Origin of the sequence: Bacillus sp. FSL W7-1354 (assembly GCF_038002405.1) — a bacterium.
Lineage (GTDB): Bacteria > Bacillota > Bacilli > Bacillales > Bacillaceae > Bacillus > Bacillus paralicheniformis.
Genome location: NZ_JBBOCL010000001.1, coordinates 2878653 through 2903384, shown reverse-complemented (window position 1 = coordinate 2903384; position 24732 = coordinate 2878653). Strand labels below are relative to the sequence as shown.

Here is a 24732-nt window from a genome sequence, read left to right as displayed (position 1 = left end):
ACAGAAGGCTGCCGGGGAGCGATTGTTTGAAAGCGGTTTCCGGGGTTGCTGCGAAGAAAGGCAGTCTGTTTGAAAAGTGTATATTTTTTGAACTTTTAAAAAATAATATCATGTTTTCAAGCTATCAACAAGATGAAGCTTCCAAATTTGACCTGACGGTTGTGAAACGGCATGATAGACGAGTATAGTAATAGATATGATAAGAAACAAAGGGGCGGGGTTTATTCATGGGGAAAAACATCACAACAAGCCGAAAAATTTTCCGTTATGATAATGGAGAGATGACACAGCAAGAAGATCAGATGGCAACGGAATTCCCCCTGACTGTCATGGTGAACGGTGAGGAATTTGTCACGCTTGTTTGTTCGCCGGACAGCCTGGAAGAACTGGTGATCGGATTTCTCGCGTCTGAAGGTGTGATCCGATTTAAAAATGAGATTAAAAGGTTTACAATAGATGAAAGTCTCGGATTCGCATATGTCGACCTTGTCAGCTCAAAAAAGCTGGTACTGAAGGATTACACGAAGCGGGTGATCGGCTCCTGCTGCGGAAAAGGGCGGCATTTTTATTTCCAGCAGGACGTCAAAACCGCAAAAACGGCGATTGACGGCGTGACCATTACGCCTGAGAACTGTTTGGCGCTGATGCGCGACATGCAGAAAAACAGCAAGCTTTTTCGCCATACGGGGGGCGTTCATAATGCCGCTTTGTGCAGCACTGACAAGCTGATTGCAGTCAGATCTGATATCGGAAGACATAATGCGCTTGATAAATTGTACGGATATTGTCTGCTTCACCAGGTCCCTGTGCGCGACAAGCTGATCGTGTTCAGCGGCAGAATTTCTTCGGAAGTGCTGCTTAAAGCCGCAAAAATCGGGGTTTCCGCGGTCATTTCCAAGTCGGCGCCGACCGAGCTGGCCATTCAAATGGCAGAGGAGCTGAATATCATGACGATTGGTTTTGCCAGGAACCGGTCATTTAATGTATATACGCATCACGAGCGAATTCAGTTAACATAAAGGAGGCAACAGGCGTGAACAACAACAGTGAACAAGTTTTGGATCAGAAAAGCCGGCCGCTTCGGGATTTAAGAATTTCTGTCACCGACCGCTGCAACTTAAGATGTACGTATTGCATGCCTGCCGAAATCTTTGGACAGGATTATCCGTTTTTGCCAAAAGGCGAACTGTTGTCCTTTGAAGAGCTTGAACGATTGGCCAAGCTGTTTGTTCATCAGTTCGGGGTGGAAAAAATCCGCCTCACCGGCGGCGAGCCGTTGATGAGAAAAGATATGCCGGAATTGGTCGGGAAGCTTGCGGAGATCAAAGGGATTCGCGATATTGCGATGACGACGAACGGCGTTCTGCTGCCGGTTTACGCTGACAAGCTGAAAAAAGCGGGGCTGAAACGGGTTACGGTCAGCCTGGATTCCCTGGATGACGAGCGTTTCAAAGCGATCAACGGCAGAGGCGTCTCCGTCAGCAAGGTGCTGGCCGGAATTGAAGCGGCGAAAGAGGCCGGACTCGGCGTCAAGATCAACATGGTCGTCCAAAAAGGGGTCAATGAAAAGGATATTTTGCCGATGGCCCGCTATTTTAAAGAAAAAGGCCATATTTTGCGGTTTATTGAGTTTATGGATGTCGGGAACACAAATGAATGGAACCGTCAGTCAGTGGTGACAAAAGCGGATATCATCCGGATCATCAATGAAGACATGCCGGTTGAACCGATCGACCCGAACTACAAAGGAGAAGTCGCCAAACGGTACGGATATCTGGACGGTTCAGGAGAAATCGGTTTTATCTCTTCTGTATCCGATGCTTTTTGCAGCACGTGCAACAGAGCAAGACTATCAGCGAAAGGCGAGCTTTTCACATGTCTTTTCGCATCGAGCGGGTTTGATTTAAGAACTCTGATCAGAAGCGGGCAGACCGATCAGGAGCTGGCTAAGGCGATCGGCACCGTCTGGCGGAATCGCGATGACCAGTATTCGCTCGACCGCGCTCTTTCAAAAGCGGCTCCGCGGAAAAAGGTTGAAATGTCCTATATAGGAGGATAATTGACCGCCTTGGAGAGAGCCGTCCATTGAAAAGATGGGCGGTTTTTTTCATGCTTCAGAGGCCGGCTTGACTTGCATATTGACAGGTTTGATACGGGGGGAAAAGCGGAAATTCTTTAAAAAACATGGGCTGAAACAGAAAGGATGATTGAATGTTCGGACTGCAGGATATTGTCAAATTCTTCTGGTCGTTCTTGATCGTTTTTCCCGCCGTGTCGGTGCTTCATGTCTTGGGCCACAGCGTCATGGCGGTGTTGTTCGGCGGGAAATCTTCGCTTGAAATCGGGATGGGCAAAAAATTGCTGAAAATCGGCCCTGTGCAAATCAGAAGTGTTTACTTCATGGATTCCTTCTGCAAATACGGAGATCTGAAATACGATAACCGTTTTACAAATGCGATGATTTATGCCGGCGGATCGCTGTTTAATTTAGCGTCTATTTTTATTGTCAATCTGCTGATTATCAAAGACATCATACCCGAAAATATTTTTTTCTACCAGTTTGTTTATTTTTCAACCTATTATGTATTTTTTGCTCTGATTCCCGTGAGATATTCCGAAAATCATCTATCTGATGGAATGGCAATTTATAAAGTGCTGAGATATGGGGAGAAGTACGAGATTAATAATTGAGTATGCCGGCTGCGGGCACAACCCGAAGCCGGCGTTTTTCAGACATGCATGATGTCTTCAGGCAGTTTCCTTAGCTTTCGAACGGATTCGATGAAGGTTTCCAAAACATCGCAGCCGCTAAAATATTGAAATGCTTCCCGATCCCCGTTGTTCATCACGACGAGGTGATCGCCTCCTGTTATCAGCCCTTTTTCGCGGCGGAACGAGGAGATGGTATCATAGCGGATGTCAAGGTGAAAAGGGGCGCCAAACAGAGAAGAATAAAACATGAGCCTCCTGTCAGTGGCCGCAAGCACGCCTCTGTAAGGAGTGTAACGTGCAGACAGTCTCGCGTTATAAGCGCAAAGAATAATAGATCTGATCTCTTCATTCGGCTCAAGCCGGACATCCAAAGCTGCTTTTCCTTCTGCTATCTCTTTCATTGAAAACACTCCTTTCATCAATCAATACGAAAGATCCTATGAAAAAGTTCCAAAGTGAGACATGAAGGTGGTTTGAAAAAAATTTTATTTATTCTTACGATTATTAAGGATATGATAATAGTTGACAAAAAACTTATCCTGTAACTATAATAATTACATCGGTGGTGAAAACTTATGGTGAACACCCGTCTTTCAGTGGCCATTCATATTTTGTCTCTAATCGCTGCAAACCCGCGGGAATCTTCGGAAATGATCGCCGGGAGCGTCAATACGAACCCGGTTGTGATCAGACGCATGATCAGCCAGCTCAAAAAAGGCGGTATTCTGACGTCGCGGCCGGGAGTGGCCGGGGCAACCCTTAAAAGAGATCCTGAAGATATATCTCTGCTGGATATTTACCGCGCGGTTCAGCCGCAAGAGGAATTGTTTGCGATTCATGACAAGCCGAATCCAAACTGTCCGGTTGGAAGACAAATTCAAACAACGCTTGACCAAACGTTTCACAGCGTTCAGCAGGCGATGGAGAACGAATTGGCCAGCAAGTCTCTTAAAGACGTCTTAACTCATCTCTTTTAAATAAGAGATGATGTTTCATCATCAACATGTAACTTATTTTGTTACAAATAAGGAAATATTATTGATGACACATCCACAATCATCACAACACAGCCTTATGAGGCCTATGGTGGACATTCATGATCGTATGCCGGTTATCCTTACTGATGAGAATGAAAAGGGAGGGCTCACTTAAAACTGCATATCTACAAAGCTTGCTGCAGCCATATGATGCTGATGTAGGGAAGCATATCGCTTAATATATCACCTTCGCTTAGCTACTATGTTCTAAGTAGTCGGTGATATTTTGTTGTATCGCCAATTCAACATCGTTCAATTCCACTCTTCCTTTAAAATAGCGTAATAATATTCATCCCACCATTCATTGTCTTTGGGAATACATTTTTTAAAGAAGCCTTCTCTTCTCATTCCAATCTTCTCCATCACTCGGTATGATGGAATATTCTCAGGTTGACACGTAGCTATAATCCTATGTAAGTTCATTTCTTTAAATCCATATTTCAAGATAGCTTCTGCTGCTTCAGAAGCATACCCTTTATTTTGATATTTACGATTAAACACCCACCCGATCTCATATGTATGTTCACCAAAATACTTATGAAAAACAATATGGCCTATAAGTAAATCTTCATCCATTAGTATGACAGGGAATTTTTCAGCGTTATTCCCTTTGTTTTTATTTACAAATGCCTTTGCATCTTCTTCAGTAAAAACGCCTTCCGGTATATACTTCATCACATTAATATCTGATGTATACTCATATACAGCTTGCCAATCTTTAAATTCAAATTCACGTATCAATAACCTTTCTGTTGTGATATGCATGAAACGAACCTCCCATCACTCTTTATTTCGATATTAAGACAACAATGACCTCTTTAAAGACGATCTTTATTCAACAATCTGGCACAAAGCAAGTAGCTCAGCCTGTATCTTCATGCAGACTATGCCATTGCAGTGGTGGACGAGGCTGAAAAAGGCGAGCATATCAATGAGCGTTTCACTGTTGTCGGTGAAGCCGAATAATAAAAGCCTGTCTTGGGATCAATTCCCGAGACAGGCTTTTGATTTTCATTCATAATAATAAGGATCATATCCGCTGTGTAAATCAGTAAGAATACCTAAAAAGATGAGGAAGAAAAAGGCGACTATGCATAAAATAAAGATCACAATAATGGATAGTAAGAAGAAAAATTGCCATTTCATAAACTTCACATAGTTGTCAAGCAAGGCTTCATGCGGTTCTTGCGGCATGTCATCACTCATTTTCTGAGCGGCGTTTGCCGATTTTATAAGGTAGATCCCCGAAAAAATCATCAGCACACCTGGAGCGGCTCCGATGATAAGCAAAGAAATTCCGAAGAAAGCATAGATGCCTCCGCCGATAATCATAAAAACGCCGGTTATTTTCCCCCATTTTGCAATCGCATCAAGCGATTTTTTCATGCTGGATGTCATTTCCAAAATAAGAAGTCACGCCTTCCCTTTAAATATAGTCATTTCTCTATAGTTATACACCAGGCAAAAAGATATTGAAATGATAAGTATTGATTTTTTATTATATTTTAAAGTGCACATTGGGCAAATGACCGCACTGACAACATTATTCCCCAATAAAAGCGACTGTGTTATAGTAAATCGTAAGAAGCATATTGCTATAAGTGATGTGAAATGCACCTTGCAAACTGGTATTTTGTGCCGGACCAGAACCCCGCAACCAATTTACCATATTGTTTTAGGGGCATTTTTATTTTTGTGATATTACTGGTGTTAAGAAAGGCGGTTTTTCTATGAAATCTTCTTATTTCTATCGTCTCTTGCAAGTCGATCATATAAGAAAGCCCGGCGATCTTCCGGATGAACAGCAGCTGGCAGACTCTTTTGTTTTGATCTTTCACTTGAAGGGTGAAGGGAGAATTGATATACAGGCATCAGGCAGTCCGCTCCAAAAAGAAACGCTGTATATTGTTCCGCCTTATGAAACATTCGGAATCACAGCTTCGTCAGCTGAAATCAGCGGGTATCTCATCAGGCTGCAGCCCTACAGCTATGACGACCGCCGCCTGACACTTGAAGCAGACACCGATCCTGACGTTTTTTCCGACCTTCAGATGATGAATGTCCATTCTGTCGGAAATCTGGCCTCCCGCCTTCAGGAACTTTCCGCCTTATGGCCGGCATCTTCAGCACTCCAGGAGCTGAAATGCCAAGCAGACCTGCAGCAGCTTTTGTACGATATCTATTCGGCTAAACTGACCCATCCCGAAAACACCGCATCAGCCATAGGAAAAACAAAGGAGTATATTGAAGAGCATTCAGATGCACACCTGACGCTTGATCAACTCGCGCAAATGGCCGGAATCAGCGCGAAGCACTACAGCGAAACGTTCAAAAAGCTGTACGGTCGAAGCGTGACAGAGTTTATCACTGAGACGCGGATGACGAAAGCAAAGCAGCTGATGGCAAAAGCAAGCTACAAGCTGAGGGAAATCTCAAGCCAAATCGGGTATCAGGATGAATTTTATTTCAGCAGGACATTTAAGAAGCATACGGGCTTATCCCCGACCGTTTATATGAAAAAAAGGCGCAGGAAACTGGCGGCCTACGGCCAGAATACGATCGGTCAGCTGATACCGCTGCACCTCATTCCTTACGCAGCTTCTCTGCATCCGAAGTGGACATCGTATTACTATAAACATTACGCGGCAGATATTCCGGTTCATCTGAGCGCTTACCGCTTTCACGAGCCGTGGGAAGAAAACCTGCGGACATTGTCATCGGCTGCCCCTGAGCTCATTATCAGCATGGACAGCGTGTCTCACGAGGAACGGAAACAACTCCAGTCGATCGCCGATGTCTTCTTTTTGCCTTCACAGGAACAATGGAGGAGGCATTTTATGCTGACCGCATCCCATTTGGATGAAGAAGCGGAGGCTCAGAAATGGCTGCTGTCTTACCAGCGTCTCACCGAAACCGCAAAAGAAACGCTTTATCCAATCTGCGGACGCCGAAGTTTTTTGTTTTTGCGCCTGCATAAACACGAGATTTATCTGGCGCATAACCGCTCTGTTCAAGATGTATTTTTCGGCGACCTTGGCTTTGAACCTGCTGTATCGCTGGAAGAACCGATTGACCGGTCCGTCTCCATCGAAACGATTGCGGCATATCAGCCGGATATCATCATGATTTTCATTTTTAAAGAGCCCGAGACGCTGGCATTCTACCGGGAGCTGCAGCAGTCGGCTGCATGGCAGGATTTGAAAGCGGTGCGGCATCACCGGGTGTATCAGGTGAATTCAGATCCTTGGCGGGAATATTCCGCATGCAGCCATGAACGAATCATTCGCCAGGCGGTTCGGCTGCTGTCCGGAAAAAATCCATTTTAATTGCCGGATATAATCCATGGTGTTATCGAAGAGGCAACCCTATAATTTTAATTGATAATAGTTATCAATTAAATCAGGGGGTCTCAGTCAGATGAGAAAACTATCAATCTTATTATTTATTCTCCTTCTCGCGTTTGGCGCAGCGGGATGCGGGAACAGCAAAGAAAAGGCGGGCGGCGATGGCAAGAGCTCAGCATCAGCTGAGAAAAGCATCGAGTACCTCGATCATACATACAAGGTGAAGACCCCGGCCGAACAAATCGTCATTACGGGAAGCGTGGAATCGATGGAAGATGCCAAGCTTCTGGATGTTCACCCGGCCGGTGCCATTTCCTTCTCCGGAAAGTTCCCGGACCTGTTCAAGAGCATTACTGACAAAGCAGCTGCCGTCGGTGAAAAAACAGAACCGAATCTGGAGAAAATTCTTGAGCTTAAACCGGATGTCATCCTGGCTTCAACGAAATTTCCGGAAAAAGTGGTGAAAAAACTGGATAACATCGCGACGACGATTCCTGTTTCCCACGTTTCTTCAAACTGGAAAGACAATTTAAATCTGCTGGCTGAACTGACAGGCAAAGAAGATAAAGCGAAGCAGATTATTTCGGATTATGAAGCAGACCTTAAGGAAGCAAAAACAAAGCTTGAGAAAACGGCCAAAGATACAAAAGCGCTCGTTGTCAGAATTAGACAAGGCAATGTCTTTATCTATCCGGAAGACGTATTCTTTAATTCCACATTATACGGCGAGCTCGGCTTCACAGCTCCAAAAGAAGTCAAGGCGGCAAAAGCCCAGGAGTTGGTTTCTTTAGAAAAACTGAGCGAAATGAATCCGGACTATATGTTTGTTCAATTCTCCGACGATGAGAATGCAGACAAGCCGAATGCGTTGAAAGATCTAGAGAATAATCCAATTTGGAAAAGCATTTCTGCAGTGAAAAATGACCATGTATTTGTCAATGCTGTAGATCCGCTTGCGCAGGGCGGCACGGCATGGAGCAAGGTTGAATTTTTAAAGGCTGCAGCTGAGAAATTGGCGCAGAACAAATAGAAAAGGTTCCTTGAGCTATGCATTCAAAGCAAATGACCCGCATCATTATGATTTCTGCTCCGTTTGCCATACTGCTGTCCGTTTTTCTGTCGGTATGTTACGGTGCAAAACAGCTTGAGCCCGAAGTGATTTTTTCAGCGCTGCTGCATTTTGATCCGGGCAACACAGATCATCAAATCATTTGGCATTCCCGCCTTCCGCGCGCTGCCGGCGCTCTTTTAATCGGAGCGGCGCTGGCGGTGTCCGGTGCGCTTATGCAGGGTATCACCCGAAATTATTTAGCTTCTCCGTCGATTATGGGCGTTTCCGACGGATCAGCATTTGTGATCACGCTGCTGATGGTGGTGATTCCGGGTTCGACCTCCCTGGAGATGATGGGCTATTCGTTTATCGGATCAGCCGTTGGCGCCGGCCTCGTCTTCGGCCTCGCCTCGGTGATTCCAAACGGTTTTATGCCGGTTCAGCTTGCCATCATCGGAACGGTCACAAGCATGCTGCTCAGCAGTCTGTCAGCGGCGATGTCGATTTACTTTCAAATTTCCCAGGACGTCAGCTTCTGGTACAGCGCCAGGCTGCATCAATTGAATCCCGAGCTGCTGAAGTATGCTGTGCCGTTTTTTGTGATCGGCATCATTCTGGCGCTCTCTCTCAGCAAAAAAGTGACAGCTTTATCATTGGGAGATGACATTTCCGAAAGCCTCGGCCAGAAAAAGCAGGCCGTCAAATGGACAGTGATGGCAGCGGTTGTCATTCTGACAGGCTGCTCCGTCGCCATGGCGGGAAAAATTGCTTTTGTCGGACTGATTGTACCGCATATTACGCGTTTTCTCGTCGGGGCGGATTACAGCCGGATGATTCCATGCTCCTGCGTTCTCGGCGGCATTTTTTTGACGCTGGCCGATCTTCTCAGCCGGCTGCTCAACTATCCGTTTGAGACACCGATTGAAGTCGTCACTTCGGTGATCGGCGTTCCTTTCTTCCTTTATTTGATCAAAAGAAAAGGAGGGGAGCAGCGTGCCTAAAAAGGTTGCAGTCATCTATGCTGTTTTTATTGTGCTGATTCTCACAATCTGTTATCTCAGCATAACAGTAGGATCGTTTGTCGCACATCCGGCTGAGCTGTTATCAACATTGCTTCACATCAATCCGAATGAGCAATACGCCATTCTTCTTTTTGAGCTGCGTCTTCCAAGGATTGTGACGGCAGCACTCGTGGGTCTTGGGCTCGGCATTGCCGGTTCCGTTATCCAGGCGATGACAAGGAACGGACTGGCTGACCCGGGAATCCTGGGGATTAATGCCGGTGCGGGTGCAGCAATCGTCGGCTACATGCTGATCTTTCAAGGCCAGACTGAAACGACAAGCCTGCTCGCTGCAATGGGGATGCCATTCTTCGGCTTGATCGGGGGCATTTTGGCGGCGATATTCATTTTTATGTTTGCCTGGCATGGCGGCAACTTGGATTCGGGAAGAATTATTCTCGTTGGGATCGCGATCAATTCGGGTTTCAGCGCTATTTCGCTGTACCTGTCATTGAAGATGAATCCGAATGACCACGAAATGGCCATGGTTTGGAAAAACGGAAGCATCTGGTCAGCGAATTGGACGTATATTCAAGCGGCACTGCCGTGGCTGCTGCTTCTCATCCCATTCCTGCTGACAAAATCCGGCCTGCTCGATACCATTCGCTTTCATGAAGATACGGTGAAGAGTCTCGGCGTATCCGCCAATGTTGAAAAAGTGGTGCTGCTGACGGCTTGTGTCGGCATCATCAGCGCCTGTGTGGCTATCTCTGGAAGCATGGCATTTGTCGGCCTGATTGCTCCGCACATCTCGCGGAGGCTCGTCGGCGTTCTGCACCGCCACTCATTGCTGTTAAGCGGATTGATCGGGATGTTTCTCGTATTGTGCGCCGATTTTGCCGGAAAGCTGCTGTTCCAGCCGTCCGAAGTGCCGGCGGGTATCATCCTCGCCATTTTCGGTGTGCCTTACTTCTTATTTTTACTGTTTAAACAAAAAAAGACGGTTCATTAGACTGTTTTTAGCTCAATCAAAGAGGGGAAGGGAGAATCACATGGCTCAAGAAAAACTTCAGCAGTCTGTCAATGCTGCTGAATGTATTCCGGTGGCGATACCGGGGACAGAACAGCGGTGCATGCGTTCAACGGATGGGAGCCGCACATACCGGATTTTTATTGCGAAACCATTTGGGGAACCGCCGCCCGCAGGATATCCCGTAATTTATCTGCTTGACGCCAATTCCGTGTTTGGAACAATGGTGGAGGCATTGCGGATGCAGTCGCGTCGTCCCGATAAAACCGGCGTCGTGCCGGCCGTTATCGTCGGCATCGGCTATGAAACCGACGCTCCCTTTGACCGGGGGCGATATTACGATTTTACTCTGCCGGATTCGGGCGCCGAGCTGCCCAGGAGACCTGATGGAGCAGACTGGCCGGAGCCGGGCGGGGCGAAAGCTTTTCTGTCCTTCATCGAACAGCAGTTAAAGCCGGAGATCGAACAGGAATTCACGATTGATGTGAAAAGGCAGGCGATTTTCGGTCATTCCCTTGGCGGACTTTTTGTTCTGCAGACCCTGTTTACAAAACCGGCCCTGTTCCAGACATATATCGCCGGAAGTCCGTCCATCCATTGGCATCCGTCCTTTTTTGATGAGGAGCATGACTTTATTTCGAAGCTGCAGGAAGCGGATGGCGATGTAAAGGTATTGCTCGGGGCGGGAGAGCTTGAAAAGACGCATAAAAGCGGAATGAACGACAATGCAAAAAGGCTGGCCGCCCGCTTGGCCGCCTTGGAAAAGCAGGGGATTCGCGCGGAGTACCATGAATTTAAAGGGGAAGGTCATATATCGGTTCTGCCTGTGTTAATCAGCAGAGCGCTCCAGTTTGCCTTCAAGCCTGATTGACAGCGGGGCGCTTCCGGCGCCCCGAGCTTTAAGAAAAGATAAGAATGGATAACAGATAATATACCATGAGCATTGATACGGATAAACAATCGAAAACGATTTGACCGTTTGCATTTATTGGTATATTATATTTTTGAACGATAATGATTATCATTATCAATTAAGAATTTAGCTTTGGCAGTGACTCTTTGAGACTTGGGAGCTGCCGTTTTTAAGAAAGGAAATGATAAGAGTGAAAGGCAAGGTTGCTTTGGTGACTGGGGCTTCGCAAGGAATCGGCAAAGAAGTGGCTCTGTCGCTTGCTGAACGCGGGGTGTTTGTTGCCGCAGCTGATCGAAATCGAAAAGGGCTGCTTGAACTTGAAGCCGAACTTGAACGAAAAGATCTGCAGGGTTCCGGTTTTGCCGCGGATGTGGGCGACAGTGCCGCCGTCGATCAGCTTGTGGCCCATGTTGAACGCGAGATCGGTCCGATAGACATGCTTGTCAATGTAGCCGGCGTGCTCAGAACGGGTCTGATCCATTCATTGAGTGATGAAGATTGGGAGAAGACGTTCAGCGTCAACTCTACCGGGGTTTTTAACGTATCGCGTGCCGTCGCCCGCCGGATGATTCCGCGCAGAACTGGAGCGATCGTGACTGTCGGATCAAATGCGGCGGCAGTGCCGCGTATGCATATGGCCGCCTATGCGGCCTCTAAGGCGGCCGCTTTAATGTTTACGAAATGTCTCGGCCTTGAACTTGCCGAGTACAATATCCGCTGCAATATCGTATCGCCCGGATCAACCGATACGCCGATGCAGCGGTCGCTATGGCAAGGTGAGGAAGCTGCGCAAGGCGTAATTGAAGGATCACTTGAAACATTCAAAACGGGAATCCCGCTCGGAAAATTGGCTTCGCCGGCTGATATTGCAGATGCTGTAGTATTTTTGCTGTCTGACGGGGCTCGTCATATTACGATGCACGATTTGCGCGTCGATGGCGGAGCAACGCTTGGAGCCTGATTCAATCTAAAGGAGGTTTTAATGATGATAGAACGTCATGTCGTGTCAGAAGCGCTTGCCGATCAGCTGTTGAAGGAATATCAGGCCGGAGCTTCATTCTTTTTCTCTTCCCCTGAGCGGACCATTCTGGCGGAAGGTGTTTTGGCTTCTGTTTCTCAAACGGAAGAGCAAAGCCTTGCTCAGCGGGCTGCGGAAGTTCTAAAAAAAGCGAGGGAGAACGGGCAGAAAAATCCGATGGTGGTCGGAGCTGTGCCGTTTGACGATGCAAAGCCGGCGCAGTTAACCGTGCCGGTCGAAGCGTGGCAGGCGGGGCCGCTGACATGTGAAGAAGACGGTAAAGAGGAGCCTGAACCTGCCCTGTACCCCTATGATATCGAGCAGATTCCAAGCCCGGAAGCGTATATGACCGGGGTCAGACGAGGGTTGGCAGGTATAGCAGCAGGAGAATACAGTAAGATCGTCCTTTCCCGGTCTTTGCAGCTGACCTCGCCGATCAAAGTCGATATCGATCAATTGCTGCGAAATCTTGCCCGCCGCAATGCAAGCGGGTACAACTTTGCCGTTGATTTAACCGGGCAGTCGCCGGAAGCGCCTCGTACCACTTTGATAGGCGCAAGTCCTGAGCTGCTTGTATCACGGTCCGGGTTCCGCGTTACGGCAAATCCTTTAGCAGGTTCAAGACCTCGAAGCGATGATCCTGAAGAAGATCGAAGAAGGGCGGCTGAACTGCTTGCTTCTCCTAAAGACCGTCACGAACATGCGGTCGTAGTCGAAGCGGTTGCTTCCGCGCTCAAGCCGTTTTGCCGAAAGCTGGAGGTGCCGGAACCATCGCTGATCAGCACGCCGACGATGTGGCATCTTTCAACTGAATTGAAGGGAGAGCTTACAGATCTTTCTGTATCATCATTAGAGCTCGCCGCCGCTCTTCATCCGACGCCCGCTGTTTGCGGCACGCCGACGAATGCGGCGAAAGAAGCGATTAAACAGATTGAGCCGTTTGACCGCGGATTTTTCACAGGTATGGTCGGCTGGTGTGACGCGGACGGTGACGGTGAATGGGTCGTAACGATTCGCTGTGCTGAGGCGGAGGAACACGCGCTGCGGCTGTACGCAGGCGCCGGAATTGTCGCCGGATCGAAGCCTGAAGAAGAACTTGCAGAAACGTCTGCAAAGTTTCGGACGATGCTTCTTGCGATGGGAATGAACAGTGAATAACGGAGGGATAAAGGATGTTGAAAGGGTGCCCAACATGGCCGAAGGAGTTTGCGGATAAATATCGGAAGGAGGGATGCTGGCGAGGCGAAACATTTGGGGGAATGCTGAGGGAACGGGCCGAAAAACATGGCAGCCGCATTGCCCTTACATACGGAGATACCCATTTAAGCTATCAAGAGTTAGACAAGAGAGCCGACTCTTTGGCCGGCGGTCTTTTAAAGCTTGGGATCAAAAAAAATGACCGCGTCGTTGTCCAGCTGCCGAATGTCATCGAGTTTTTTGAAGTTTGCTTTGCACTCTTCCGAATCGGAGCTCTGCCTGTCTTTGCGCTTCCATCGCACAGACATAGCGAGATCACGTATTTTTGCGAGTTTTCTGAAGCTGCTGCTTATGTGATTCCCGATCATCACGCAAGGTTTGACTACCGCAAGCTGGCGAGACAGGTAAAGGGAAAGCTGCGGGGGCTTCGTCATGTCATTGTCGCCGGCGAATCGGAGGAGTTTGAAGCGCTGTCGGGCCTTTATGATCAGCCTGCACCTCCGCAGAACGTCCATTCAGAAGATGTCGCTTTTCTTCAGTTGTCAGGGGGAAGCACAGGTCTTTCTAAGCTGATCCCGAGGACGCATGATGATTATATATACAGCTTGAGGGTCAGCGCAGAGATTTGCAGGCTTGATCACAACAGCGTGTATCTTGCCGCTCTTCCAATTGCTCACAATTATCCGCTCAGTTCGCCGGGAGTGCTCGGTACACTCTATGCGGGAGGCCGAGTCGTTCTTGCGTCAGGAGGCAGCCCGGATGAAACCTTTCCTCTGATCGAAAAGGAGAGGGTAACGATCACAGGTCTCGTACCGCCGCTTGCGCTAATTTGGCTTGACGCTGCTCCGGCGCGCCGGGACGACTTGTCAAGTCTCCAGGTCCTTCAAGTCGGCGGAGCGAAATTCAGTGCCGAAGCCGCCAGACGGGTCACATCGGTGTTTGGCTGCAAACTGCAGCAGGTTTATGGCATGGCAGAAGGTCTGGTCAACTATACCAGACTTGATGATCCTGAAGACACGATCGTTCACACACAAGGCAGACCGATGTCTCAGTTTGACGAAATTAAAATTGTGGATAAAGAAGGACGCGAACTTGGACCCGGACAGACCGGGGAGCTTCTGACAAGAGGTCCTTATACGATCCGCGGCTATTACAAAGCTGAGGAACATAATGCCAAAGCGTTCACAGAAGACGGGTTTTACCGTACGGGCGACTTGGTCAAAGTCAATTCATCAGGCTATTTGATTGTTGAAGGACGAGCCAAAGACCAGATCAACAGGGGCGGGGAGAAGGTTGCCGCGGAAGAAGTGGAAAACCACCTGCTCGCACATCCCGCCGTACTCGATGCGGCGGTTGTCTCGATGCCGGATCAATTTCTCGGCGAAAGAACGTGTGCGTATGTTATCCCACGCGGCGCTGCACCTGCTCAGGCTGAATTGCAATCGTTTTTGAGAGAAAGGGGCCTTGCAGCCTACAAAATACCTGACCGGGTGGAAATGGTTGAAGCATTCCCGCAGACAGGCGTAGGAAAAGTCAGCAAAAAAGAACTGCGTACAGCGATTGCTGAAAAAATGTCTGCAGCTAAGAATATCACGTGATAAAAAAATGAGAGGATGTGATTTGATGGCCATTCCTGCCATCTTACCGTACCAAATGCCAGAAGCATCAAATATGCCGAAAAACAAGGTGTCATGGACTCCTCATCCGAAGCGTGCTGCACTTCTCATCCATGATATGCAGCAATATTTTCTCAACGCTTACCGTTGCGGCGAGTCTCCGGTAACAGATCTGCTGGCTAATATTAAGAAGCTTCGGAAGCGATGTGCCGAGCTTGGCATTCCGGTTATTTTCACGGCTCAGCCAGGCGCTCAGACACCGGAAGAACGGGGGCTTCTCCAAGATTTTTGGGGACCCGGAATCGGTCCTGATCCCGATGAGCAGAAGATTGTAGATGAGCTGAAACCGAATAAAGGCGACATCGTTCTGACCAAGTGGAGGTACAATGCGTTCAGAAAAACCAACCTTTTAGGTGTGCTGGAGGAGCAAGGTCGGGATCAGCTCATCATCACCGGCATCTATGCCCATATCGGCTGCTTGATGACGGCATGTGATGCGTTTATGCAAGATATTGAAACGTTTTTTGTCGCCGATGCGGTGGCGGATTTCTCATTAAAGCATCATGAAATGGCCATCACATACGCAGCTGACCGCTGCAGCGTCACAATCACTGCGGAACAGCTTTTGAGCCAGCTGAAAGATGACGCAAGCCATGAACACGCAAAAGAAAGCTCTCATGCACTGACAAAACAGATCATTCGCGAACAGGTCGCATCGCTTCTTCTTGAATCACCGGAAAAGATAAGCGACAGCGAAAATTTGATTTACAGGGGACTTGATTCCGTGAGAATCATGAGTCTCGCGGAGCGCTGGCGCCGAGCGGGGCGGGAGGTGTCATTTGTGGAGCTTGCGGAGGACCCTTCGATTGAAAACTGGTGGAGGCTGTTGTCCTCCTCTAAAGAAGCACCCTTGCCAAATGCAGACTATCAATGAAGGAGGTCGCCTTAATGCTTGAATGTCAACATAACCGAAAGCCATTATCAGGAGCGCAAGCCGGCATTTGGTTTGCTCAGCAGCTTGATCCGGAAAATCCGATCTACAATACAGCTGAATACGTTGAAATTAAAGGCCCGCTTGATCAAGAGCTTTTCGAGAAAGCGCTGCGCCATGTCATGAAAGAAGCTGAATCATTCCATGCCAGATTTGGAGAAGATCAAGACGGACCGTGGCAAGTGATCGTTCCGTCGGCAGATTTTCCGATTCATTATGTTGATGTCAGCTCAGAAACCGATCCGGAACAGGCGGCGAAAAGCTGGATGAAGGATGACCTTGCCCGTCCGGTTGATCTGACTCGCGGTCCGCTTTTTACAGAAGCGCTTTTCAAAACGGCGCCGGATCATTACTTCTGGTATCAGCGAACTCACCATATCGCAACGGACGGGTTCAGCTTTACATTGATCGCCGAGCGGCTGTCAAAAATATATACCGCATTGATGCAGAACAAATCGATCGATCAGAGCGGAGCCTTTGGCTCCCTCGATTTGATTCTCGCGGAGGAAACGGCTTACCGCGCATCAGAGAAGTATCAGGAAGATCGGCAATTTTGGCTTGAGCGATTCAGCGATGAACCGGAGGTAGTCAGTCTTGCCGAAAGGGCGCCGCGCACCTCTTCAAGCTTTCTTCGCAGGTCTGACTATCTGCCGAGTGAACATGCTGAGCGTCTTCTGTCTGCCGCAAGCAGAATGGGGGCAACTTGGCACGAAACCGTGATGGCAGCAGCTGCAATATATGTTCATCGGCTGACGGGGGCAAATGACGTCGTTCTCGGGATGCCGATGATGTGCCGCCTTGGGTCAGCCGCTCTCCATATTCCGGGTATGGTCATGAATCTCCTTCCGCTTCGGATTGGCATGCAGCCGGACATGAGCGTAGGAGAGCTGGTCAAGCAAATCTCAGCAGAGATGATGAAGCTGAGGCGTCATCAGCATTACCGCCACGAAGAACTGCGCCGGGAACTCAAGCTGCTTGGCGAAAATCAGCGGCTGTTCGGTCCGCAGCTTAATTTGATGCCTTTTGAGCAACGCTTGAATTTTGCCGGCTGTCAAGGCATCGTGCATAATCTTGCCACAGGACCTGTGGACGATCTGTCAATCAACATTTACGGCCGCCCGGACGGAGGCGGGTTGAAAATAAACATGGATGCAAACCCCGCTGTTTATCATGCGGATGAACTTGAACATCATATTCATCGTTTTCTTACTCTTCTGAAAACGATTGCCGATTGCGAGCAAACTCAGCCGGTGGGGACGTTGGATATTCTTCTCCCGGAAGAACGCGCTCAAATTTTGATCGAATGGAATCAAACAGACCGCGGTCTTCCAAATGAGAGTCTTACGCAACGATTTGAAATGATGGCGAAGGAGTACCCTGAATCTCCGGCAGTCGTTTCCAATGATGAGGTTCTCACCTATTCCGAATTAAATAAAAGGGCAAATCAACTGGCTCATCTGCTGATCAATAAGGGGGCGAAACCCGAGACATTCGTTGCTTTGGCCCTGCCGCGCTCAGCGGAAATGATTGTCAGCATGCTCGCCGTTCTCAAGGCTGGAGCGGCTTATTTACCTATAGATCCCGATTATCCGGCTGACAGGATCGAGTATATGCTCAATGATGCACAGCCGCTGTTTGTCATCACCAGCAAAAAAGCACAAGACATGATCAGTTCGCAAACGCCGAAGTTCATCCTTGATGAACAAACTGTTATGGAAAAAATCTCCGGATGTTCTGAAGGAAATCCCGGCAGACAGCATTCCGGCGCTCAGCCGGCATATATGATTTATACATCCGGATCAACCGGCAGACCTAAAGGCGTAGTTGTACAAGCTGAAAGCTTATTCAATTTTTTGCTTTCAATGCAGGATATGTTCCCGCTTAATCAAGACGACCGGCTGCTGGCCGTCACAACGATTGCATTCGACATCTCAGCACTCGAAATTTATTTGCCACTGATCAGCGGGTCAGCAGTCGTTCTTGCCGAGAAGGAGACGGTACAAGACCCCTCCGCATTGGCTAAAATGATTGAAACATACGGAATCACAATGATGCAGGCAACACCGACCCTTTGGTATGCATTGGCCTCGAGCGCTCCGGAGAAGCTTAAAGGTCTTCGTGCGCTTGTCGGAGGGGAAGCTCTGCAAGCCAGCTTGGCCCGGCAATTGCAGCAGCTTGGATGCACATTAACGAACCTTTATGGACCGACGGAAACAACGATTTGGTCTACAGCCGCCGCGCTGGGAGGCAACTGCACGAAATCTCCGGGGATCGGCCGTGCGATTTGGAATACGCAGCTGTATGTTCTAGACGCCGGATTGCAGCCCGTGCCTCCGGGAGCGGCTGGAGAACTTTATGTGGCAGGAACAGGAGTGGCGCGCGGCTACTTGAACCGTCACGCTCTCACGGCTGAACGCTTTATTGCGAATCCATACGGGCCGCCTGGATCGAGGATGTACCGGACGGGCGACCTCGTGCGCTGGCGCGAAGACGGGTCGCTTGATTATATCGGCCGTGCGGACCATCAAGTCAAAATTCGCGGATTCCGCATTGAAATGGGAGAAATAGAAGCGGTGCTTGCAAATCATCCGGTTGTTAAACAAGCTGCTGCTATTGTTCGTGAAGACCAGCCCGGTGATCCGCGTATATTTGCGTATGTCGTTCCCGCTTCGGGAGAAAGCCTTCATCCTGTCGAGCTTCGCGGCTACGTTGGTGAAACACTGCCCGACTATATGATTCCGTCTGCATTTGTCATTCTTGATGAACTGCCGCTTACGCCGAACGGAAAGCTTGACCGCAAATCCCTGCCGGCTCCGGCATTGAGTATGCATACAGGCGGACGTGAGCCAAGGACACCTCAAGAGGAAATATTGTGTGATTTATTCGCTGAAGTGCTGGGGGTGCCGCGAGTCAGTATTGATGACAGCTTTTTTGATCTCGGCGGACATTCGCTTCTGGCAGGCAGGCTTGTCGGCCGGATTCGGGAAACGCTTGGCGTCGAACTCGGAATCGGCCGTTTATTCGATGAGCCCACAGCCGCCGGGCTTGCCAAACAGCTTGATCAGGCGCAGAGCGCCCGTCCGGCATTGCGTAAAAGAGAGCGCCGGGAAGAAATTCCGCTGTCCTTCGCGCAGCGGCGCCTATGGTTTTTGCACTGTTTGGAAGGACCGAGCCCGACCTATAATATTCCGGTTGTCGTTCATTTAACCGGACGTTTGGACCGAGAGGCGCTGACAACCGCTCTGAGCGATGTAGCAGCAAGACATGAGCCGCTTCGAACAATTTTTCCGGATCAGCAGGGGACAACACACCAGCTGATATTGGAAGCGGATCAAGCGCGTCCCGAACTCGCTGTATCCCATGTCAGCGAACATGATTTGGAAAAAGTCCTGGCTGAGGCTGTTCGGCACCGTTTTCATTTAGAAAAGGAACCTCCGTTTCGCGCCCAGCTATTCGTACTCGGACCGGACAAATTTGTTCTTCTTCTGCTTTTGCACCATATGATTGGCGACGGCTGGTCTTTAACGCCGCTGACCCGCGATTTGGAAACCGCCTACAATGCGCGTCTGAATGGTGAGGCACCTGCTTGGGAGCCGCTTTCTATACAATATGCCGACTATGCCGTATGGCAGGAACATCTGCTTGGACATGAGAGCAATCCGGACAGTCTGATTGCCAAGCAGCTCGGGTATTGGTCAAAGGCATTGGAACATCTGCCTGATCAGCTGGAGCTTCCGACTGATCACCCGCGTCCGTCGGAATCAAGCTACAGAGGCGGTACGATTGATCTCAGCATTGACGAACAGCTGCACCGCCGTTTGCTCGGTTTGTCCCGCAGCACCGGAGTCAGCATGTTCATGATTTTGCAGTCGGCCCTTGCCTCACTGCTGACACGGCTCGGAGCAGGCCACGACATTCCGCTCGGGAGCCCGATAGCGGGAAGAAACGATGATGCTTTAGGCGGAATTGTCGGATTGTTCGTTAATACGCTTGTGCTCCGAACAGATACATCGGGTAATCCAAGTTTTCGGGAACTTCTGAACAGAGTTAGAAAAGTAAATCTTGCAGCATATGAGCATCAGGACCTTCCGTTCGAGCGCCTTGTTGAAGTGCTCAATCCTGCCAGGTCAAGAGCGAGACATCCGCTGTTCCAAATCATGCTCGCCTATCAAAATACGCCTGAACCTGAGCTTGAACTTTCCGGCCTTAAATCAGACATTGACATTCGCAGTGTCGGCGCAGCCAAGTTTGATTTGACGATTGAGCTTCGGGAACATCGAAAAGCGGATGGAACACCCGCAGGTATCGGCGGATTTGTGGAATACAGCACAGATTTATTTGAGCGAAATACGGTTCAAACATTGGCCGAACGGCTTGTCAGACTGCTGGATTCAGCAGTATCCGACCCTGATCAGCCGATTGGAAGACTTGATATTCTCCTTCCGGCCGAACGTGAAAACATGCTGGCTGACTGGAGCAAATCGTCCAACAACATACCTTGTTCATCTTTGCCTGTTTTATTTGAAAAGCAGGCTGCGAAGGACCCGGAAGCCGTTGCGGTTATATATGAAAATGACTCGCTCACATACGGCGAGCTCAATAGACGCGCTAACCGGCTTGCCCATCTCCTGATCGCCAAAGGGGTCGGTCCCGAACAATTTGCTGCCCTGGCGCTGCCAAGATCTTTGGATATGGTTGTCGGACTGCTTGCAGTGCTGAAAGCTGGCGCGGCATATGTGCCTCTGGATCCGGACTACCCGGCAGAAAGGATAGCGTTTATGTTGAATGATGCACATCCTGCCTGCATCGTTACGAGTTCAGCGGTCGAATCATGCCTTTCTGTTCCCGCATCTGTTGAACGGATTGTCCTTGATGACCCTTGCATACAAGAGGAACTGAACGGATGCGCTTCTGCGAATCCGGTTGATGCCGACCGTACGAAGCCTTTGCTGCCTCTTCACCCGGCGTATGTCATTTACACATCCGGTTCGACCGGCAAGCCGAAAGGAGTGATCGTTCCACATCAAAATGTCGTGCGGCTGTTCGGAGCGACTGACCAATGGTTTCATTTTGGCTCTGACGATGTTTGGACGATGTTTCATTCTTACGCATTTGACTTTTCGGTATGGGAAATTTGGGGAGCGCTGCTCAATGGGGGACGGCTTGTCGTGGTGCCTCATACAATCAGCCGCTCGCCGGCCGACTTTCTCAATCTTCTCGTACGCGAGGGAGTGACTGTGCTCAATCAGACCCCTTCCGCATTTTATCAATTGATGCAGGCTGACCGGGACAATGCTGAGACAGGAAAGTGCCTTTCCTTGCGCTTTATCATTTTTGGAGGGGAAGCGCTCGAACTGAAGAGGCTTGAAGATTGGTATGAACGCCATCCGGAGCATTTCCCGCGGCTGATTAATATGTACGGAATTACAGAAACGACGGTACATGTCAGCTATATTTCCCTCGATCAGCAGACTGCAGCACTTCAAGCGAACAGCCTGATCGGTCAAGGGATTCCCGATTTAGGTGTATATGTGCTTGATGAATACCTTGAACCGGTACCCCCGGGCGTCACCGGAGAGATGTATGTGTCGGGGGGCGGCCTCGCACGGGGTTACTTGGGCAGACCCGATTTGACGGCAGACCGTTTTGTCGCTGATCCGTTTGGTCCGCCCGGAACCCGGATGTACCGAACCGGCGATCTTGCCCGCAGGCGCCAAGACGGCTCTCTTGATTATATGGGCAGGGCCGATCAGCAGATCAAGATCCGCGGCTTTAGAATCGAACTCGGCGAGATAGAAGCGGTGCTTGTCCGCCATCACAAGGTGAATCAAGCTGCTGTAGTTGTAAGGGAAGACCAGCCCGGGGACAAGCGCCTGATCGCCTATGTTGTCCCGACGTCTGAAGAAGAAACTGATCCGGCTGAGCTGCGCCGGTTTGCCTCAGGCACTCTGCCGGAGTACATGGTGCCTTCTGCATTTGTAAAAATTGCAGACCTGCCATTGACTCCAAATGGCAAACTTGATCGAAAAGCGCTGCCTGAGCCTGATTTTGCCGCGGCTGTTAAAGGACGGGGGCCAAGAACACCGCAGGAAGAAATCTTATGTGATCTTTTTTCAGAAATCCTCAATGTGCCGCGGATTGGTATTGATGACGGATTCTTCGAACTTGGCGGTCATTCTCTGCTCGCCGTACAGCTGATGAGCCGCATTCGTGAAGCGCTCGGCGTCGAGCTCGGCATCGGCGACCTGCTTGAAGCGCCTACTGTCAGCGGACTCGCTGAACGGCTTGAATCCGGCGGCGGGCAAAGTGCGCTGGATGTACTGCTTCCGCTGAGAACCGGAGGCAGTCAGGATCCCCTGTTTTGTGTGCACCCGGCCGGGGGCCTCAGCTGGTGTTATGCCGGTTTAATGACGGCACTCGGGAAGGAATATCCGATATACGGCCTTCAAGCTCGCGGGATCGCAAGGCAGGAAGAGCTTCCTGATACGCTCGACGACATGGCCGCGGATTATATCAGGCACATTCGTACGATTCAGCCAACAGGGCCTTATCGTCTTCTCGGCTGGTCTCTCGGAGGCAATGTTGTACATGCGATCGCAACTCAGCTGCAGGAACAAGGGGAAGACATTTCGCTTCTTGTCATGCTTGATGCATACCCGAATCACTTCCTTCCAATTAAAGATGCACCTGATGAGCAGGAAGCATTGATTGCACTCTTGGCATTGGGAGGATACGATCCGGACAGCCTTAACGGGGAACCGCTGAAACTTTCCAGTGCGATCGATATACTGCGCCGAGACGGCAGTGCGCTTGCCAGCCTGGATGAGGCTGCGATCTTGAATTTAAAGGAGACTTATGTGAATTCCGTCCGGATTTTAAGCGAATATAAGCCCCGCGTCTTTCATGGTGATATCCTGTTCTTCAAATCTACCGTGATACCGGAATGGTTTGATCCGATCGATCCGGAGTCATGGCTTCCTTATCTGAACGGAAACATTGATATTCATGATATGGATTGCCGGCATAAAGATTTGTGCCAGCCGGAGCCGCTGGCCGAAATCGGACGTCATGTTGCGGAAAAACTGGACGGCTTGAAAAAGATACGGACAAGTAGGGAGAGATAACGATGACAAATCCTTTTGAAAATGAACAGGGCACATATGTTGTTTTAATGAATGAGGAAGGCCAGTATTCACTCTGGCCCGCCTTTGTTCATATTCCGGCAGGGTGGGAGATTGTCTGCGGGGAAACGAGCCGCAGCGCCTGCATCGACTATATCAGCTCGAATTGGACCGATCTCTCGCCGAACAGCTTGAAGCCGGCTGCAGAAGTTCACGGCGGTCAGCAATGAAGAGAAGGCCGTTCAATCAAAGGACGGTTGTCAGCATTGTATATGTAACGGCCATGTTTATGGCTGCAATGGATGCGAGTGTCATTAACATGGCATTGCCCGCCATCATGAACGAATTTCAAACTTTGCCGTCTGCTGCAGGCACAATTAACATCGGATACTTAGTCAGCTTGGCGGTCTTTCTTCCCGCAGCCGGCTGGTTTGGAGACCGCTTTGGGACAAAGCGTGTTTTCCTTGCCGCGCTTTCCATATTTACGGCTGCATCCGCATTATGCGGAATCGCTGACAATCTGGCGGCATTAAACGTATTTCGCGTGATCCAGGGAGCCGGCGGCGGATTGATCACACCAGTGGGAATGGCAATCTTGTTCAGGACGTTTCCTCCGCACGAACGGGCTGAAATTTCGAGAGTTCTCGTCCTTCCGATTGCGGTCGCGCCTGCGGTTGGGCCGATCATCAGCGGGTTTCTGACGGATCAGCTGTCATGGCGCTGGATTTTTTACATTAATATTCCGATCGGTATGATCATTCTGCTGTTTGGCCTGTTATATCTTCATGAACATATGGAGCCGAAAGCGGGGAGATTTGATTGGCTAGGATTTCTTTTGGCTGGGCCGGGAATGGCGTTGGCAGTTTTTGCACTCAGCCAGGGGCCTGTGCAGGGCTTCGGCTCTCCGAATGTGCTTGTTTCAGGAACCGGGGGAGTGATTCTCCTCGCCATTCTCGTTTTTGTCGAGCTGAAGGCTGAGCATCCGCTGATTGAACTGCGCTTATTGAAGGACCGGGTTTTTGGAATGATGAGCGTCATTTCGCTTTTGACAGCAGGCGGACTCCTTGGCATGCTCTATATATTTCCGCTGTTGTGCCAGGAAGCACTCGGCTATTCTGCGACCGATACCGCTTTGATCACGTTTCCCGAAGCATTAGGCTTGATGCTGGCCTCCCAGCTGATGCCGAGGTCGTTAGATAAGCTCGGGCCGAGGCGGGTAATTTCCGTTGCGCTTTTAGGCGCCGCTGTATTGTTTGGGCTGCTGAGCCTGACCGGATACGGGTCAAATCTGTGGCTTCTCAGGCTGCTGCTGTTTTCGGCGGGCTTTTTTCTGGGGCATGCGGTTGGCGCGGCGCAGGTTGTTTGTTTTGCCAACATTTCATCTTCATCAATGGGTCGGGCAACGACGCTGTTTAATGTGCAAAACCGGCTCGGATCTGCTTTTGGAGTTGCCGTCATGTCGTGCGTCCTTGCCGTGCTCAGTCAGCCTGGCGCAGGGATAGAGCCCGATTTATCAGCTTACCGGACCGCTTTGCTCGGTGCAGCCGGCTTCCTCATGGCAGCATTTTTCATCGCACTCAAGCTCAAGGACGCTGACACTGAACGTCAAATGGACAAGCATGCTTCAGTTTCCAAAGGTGCGGCGGCTTCCGGTAAGTAAAACAAAAATCCTCCCGTTTCCGGGAGGATTTTTTTACCGCA

At 49.6% G+C, this 24732-nt stretch carries 19 protein-coding genes and 2 pseudogenes; 18 read left to right on the top strand and 3 right to left on the bottom strand.

Annotation, left to right across the window (positions count from 1 at the left end; all coding sequences use genetic code 11):
- Window positions 1-227: 227 nt before the first annotated feature.
- The 3 genes from fdhD (at window position 228) to MKZ04_RS14815 (ending at window position 2691) form a co-directional block, all read left to right on the top strand.
- Entirely contained in the window at window positions 228-1019 is a 792-nt protein-coding gene (fdhD, locus tag MKZ04_RS14825) for a formate dehydrogenase accessory sulfurtransferase FdhD (protein ID WP_023857093.1), read from the top strand.
- A 14-nt stretch (window positions 1020-1033) separates the two neighbouring features.
- The gene (moaA, locus tag MKZ04_RS14820) at window positions 1034-2059 is read left to right on the top strand and encodes a GTP 3',8-cyclase MoaA (RefSeq protein ID WP_023857094.1); all 1026 of its coding nucleotides are present in this window, start codon (window positions 1034-1036) and stop codon (window positions 2057-2059) included.
- Between the two features lie 152 nt (window positions 2060-2211).
- Window positions 2212-2691: a hypothetical protein gene (locus MKZ04_RS14815; RefSeq protein WP_023857096.1), complete on the top strand. Its 480-nt coding sequence runs from the start codon at window positions 2212-2214 to the stop codon at window positions 2689-2691.
- A 38-nt stretch (window positions 2692-2729) separates the two neighbouring features.
- On the opposite strand, the gene MKZ04_RS14810 is transcribed toward MKZ04_RS14815, so the two are convergent.
- The gene (locus MKZ04_RS14810) at window positions 2730-3113 is read right to left on the bottom strand and encodes a GRAM domain-containing protein (RefSeq protein WP_224146338.1); all 384 of its coding nucleotides are present in this window, start codon (window positions 3111-3113) and stop codon (window positions 2730-2732) included.
- A gap of 174 nt (window positions 3114-3287) precedes the next feature.
- On the opposite strand from MKZ04_RS14810, the gene MKZ04_RS14805 reads away from it, so the two are divergent.
- Both MKZ04_RS14805 and MKZ04_RS14800 read left to right on the top strand, forming a co-directional pair.
- Window positions 3288-3689, top strand: a complete 402-nt coding sequence (locus MKZ04_RS14805) for an Rrf2 family transcriptional regulator (protein ID WP_020453242.1) — start codon at window positions 3288-3290, stop codon at window positions 3687-3689.
- A gap of 69 nt (window positions 3690-3758) precedes the next feature.
- Window positions 3759-3928, top strand: a pseudogene (locus tag MKZ04_RS14800) (SOS response-associated peptidase family protein); the annotation flags it as partial.
- A gap of 73 nt (window positions 3929-4001) precedes the next feature.
- Here the strand turns inward: MKZ04_RS14800 and MKZ04_RS14795 are convergent.
- Window positions 4002-4514, bottom strand: coding sequence for a GNAT family N-acetyltransferase (locus MKZ04_RS14795; protein ID WP_025810650.1), 513 nt, complete (start codon window positions 4512-4514; stop codon window positions 4002-4004).
- A 111-nt stretch (window positions 4515-4625) separates the two neighbouring features.
- Between MKZ04_RS14795 and MKZ04_RS14790 the strand changes: the two are divergent.
- A pseudogene (locus MKZ04_RS14790) lies at window positions 4626-4715 on the top strand (NAD(P)-dependent oxidoreductase); the annotation flags it as partial.
- Window positions 4716-4760: 45 nt separating this feature from the next.
- On the opposite strand, the gene MKZ04_RS14785 reads toward MKZ04_RS14790, so the two are convergent.
- Window positions 4761-5147, bottom strand: a complete 387-nt coding sequence (locus tag MKZ04_RS14785; RefSeq protein WP_031305133.1) for a DUF5362 family protein — start codon at window positions 5145-5147, stop codon at window positions 4761-4763.
- Between the two features lie 332 nt (window positions 5148-5479).
- Between MKZ04_RS14785 and btr the strand changes: the two genes are divergently transcribed.
- From btr to MKZ04_RS14725, 12 genes are all read left to right on the top strand, one after another.
- Window positions 5480-7075, top strand: a complete 1596-nt coding sequence (gene btr / locus MKZ04_RS14780) for a bacillibactin transport transcriptional regulator Btr (RefSeq protein ID WP_023857100.1) — start codon at window positions 5480-5482, stop codon at window positions 7073-7075.
- A gap of 91 nt (window positions 7076-7166) precedes the next feature.
- Window positions 7167-8123, top strand: a complete 957-nt coding sequence (locus MKZ04_RS14775) for an iron-hydroxamate ABC transporter substrate-binding protein (RefSeq protein ID WP_023857101.1) — start codon at window positions 7167-7169, stop codon at window positions 8121-8123.
- Between the two features lie 17 nt (window positions 8124-8140).
- Window positions 8141-9145, top strand: coding sequence for a FecCD family ABC transporter permease (locus tag MKZ04_RS14770; RefSeq protein WP_075212897.1), 1005 nt, complete (start codon window positions 8141-8143; stop codon window positions 9143-9145).
- Window positions 9138-10157, top strand: coding sequence for a FecCD family ABC transporter permease (locus MKZ04_RS14765; protein WP_075212898.1), 1020 nt, complete (start codon window positions 9138-9140; stop codon window positions 10155-10157). The genes MKZ04_RS14770 and MKZ04_RS14765 overlap by 8 nt, the downstream gene beginning before the upstream one ends.
- A 40-nt stretch (window positions 10158-10197) precedes the next feature.
- Complete coding sequence (locus tag MKZ04_RS14760; protein WP_075212899.1) at window positions 10198-11046, top strand: alpha/beta hydrolase; 849 nt, start codon at window positions 10198-10200, stop codon at window positions 11044-11046.
- A 223-nt stretch (window positions 11047-11269) separates the two neighbouring features.
- Window positions 11270-12049, top strand: a complete 780-nt coding sequence (locus MKZ04_RS14755; RefSeq protein ID WP_035400343.1) for a 2,3-dihydro-2,3-dihydroxybenzoate dehydrogenase — start codon at window positions 11270-11272, stop codon at window positions 12047-12049.
- 24 nt (window positions 12050-12073) lie between these two features.
- On the top strand, window positions 12074-13264 hold the full coding sequence (dhbC, locus tag MKZ04_RS14750; RefSeq protein WP_242653369.1) for an isochorismate synthase DhbC: 1191 nt from the start codon (window positions 12074-12076) through the stop codon (window positions 13262-13264).
- Between the two features lie 14 nt (window positions 13265-13278).
- Window positions 13279-14901: a (2,3-dihydroxybenzoyl)adenylate synthase gene (locus MKZ04_RS14745; protein WP_149169762.1), complete on the top strand. Its 1623-nt coding sequence runs from the start codon at window positions 13279-13281 to the stop codon at window positions 14899-14901.
- Between the two features lie 25 nt (window positions 14902-14926).
- Entirely contained in the window at window positions 14927-15853 is a 927-nt protein-coding gene (locus MKZ04_RS14740) for an isochorismatase family protein (protein ID WP_023857106.1), read from the top strand.
- A 14-nt stretch (window positions 15854-15867) separates the two neighbouring features.
- Window positions 15868-23034 carry an amino acid adenylation domain-containing protein gene (locus tag MKZ04_RS14735; RefSeq protein WP_341046227.1) on the top strand — a complete coding sequence of 2389 codons (7167 nt, stop codon included), beginning with the start codon at window positions 15868-15870 and terminating at the stop codon, window positions 23032-23034.
- A 2-nt stretch (window positions 23035-23036) separates the two neighbouring features.
- Window positions 23037-23261: an MbtH family protein gene (locus MKZ04_RS14730; protein ID WP_023857108.1), complete on the top strand. Its 225-nt coding sequence runs from the start codon at window positions 23037-23039 to the stop codon at window positions 23259-23261.
- Complete coding sequence (locus MKZ04_RS14725; RefSeq protein ID WP_035337872.1) at window positions 23258-24691, top strand: MDR family MFS transporter; 1434 nt, start codon at window positions 23258-23260, stop codon at window positions 24689-24691. Before MKZ04_RS14730 ends, MKZ04_RS14725 begins: the two co-directional genes overlap by 4 nt.
- Window positions 24692-24732 lie beyond the last annotated feature (41 nt).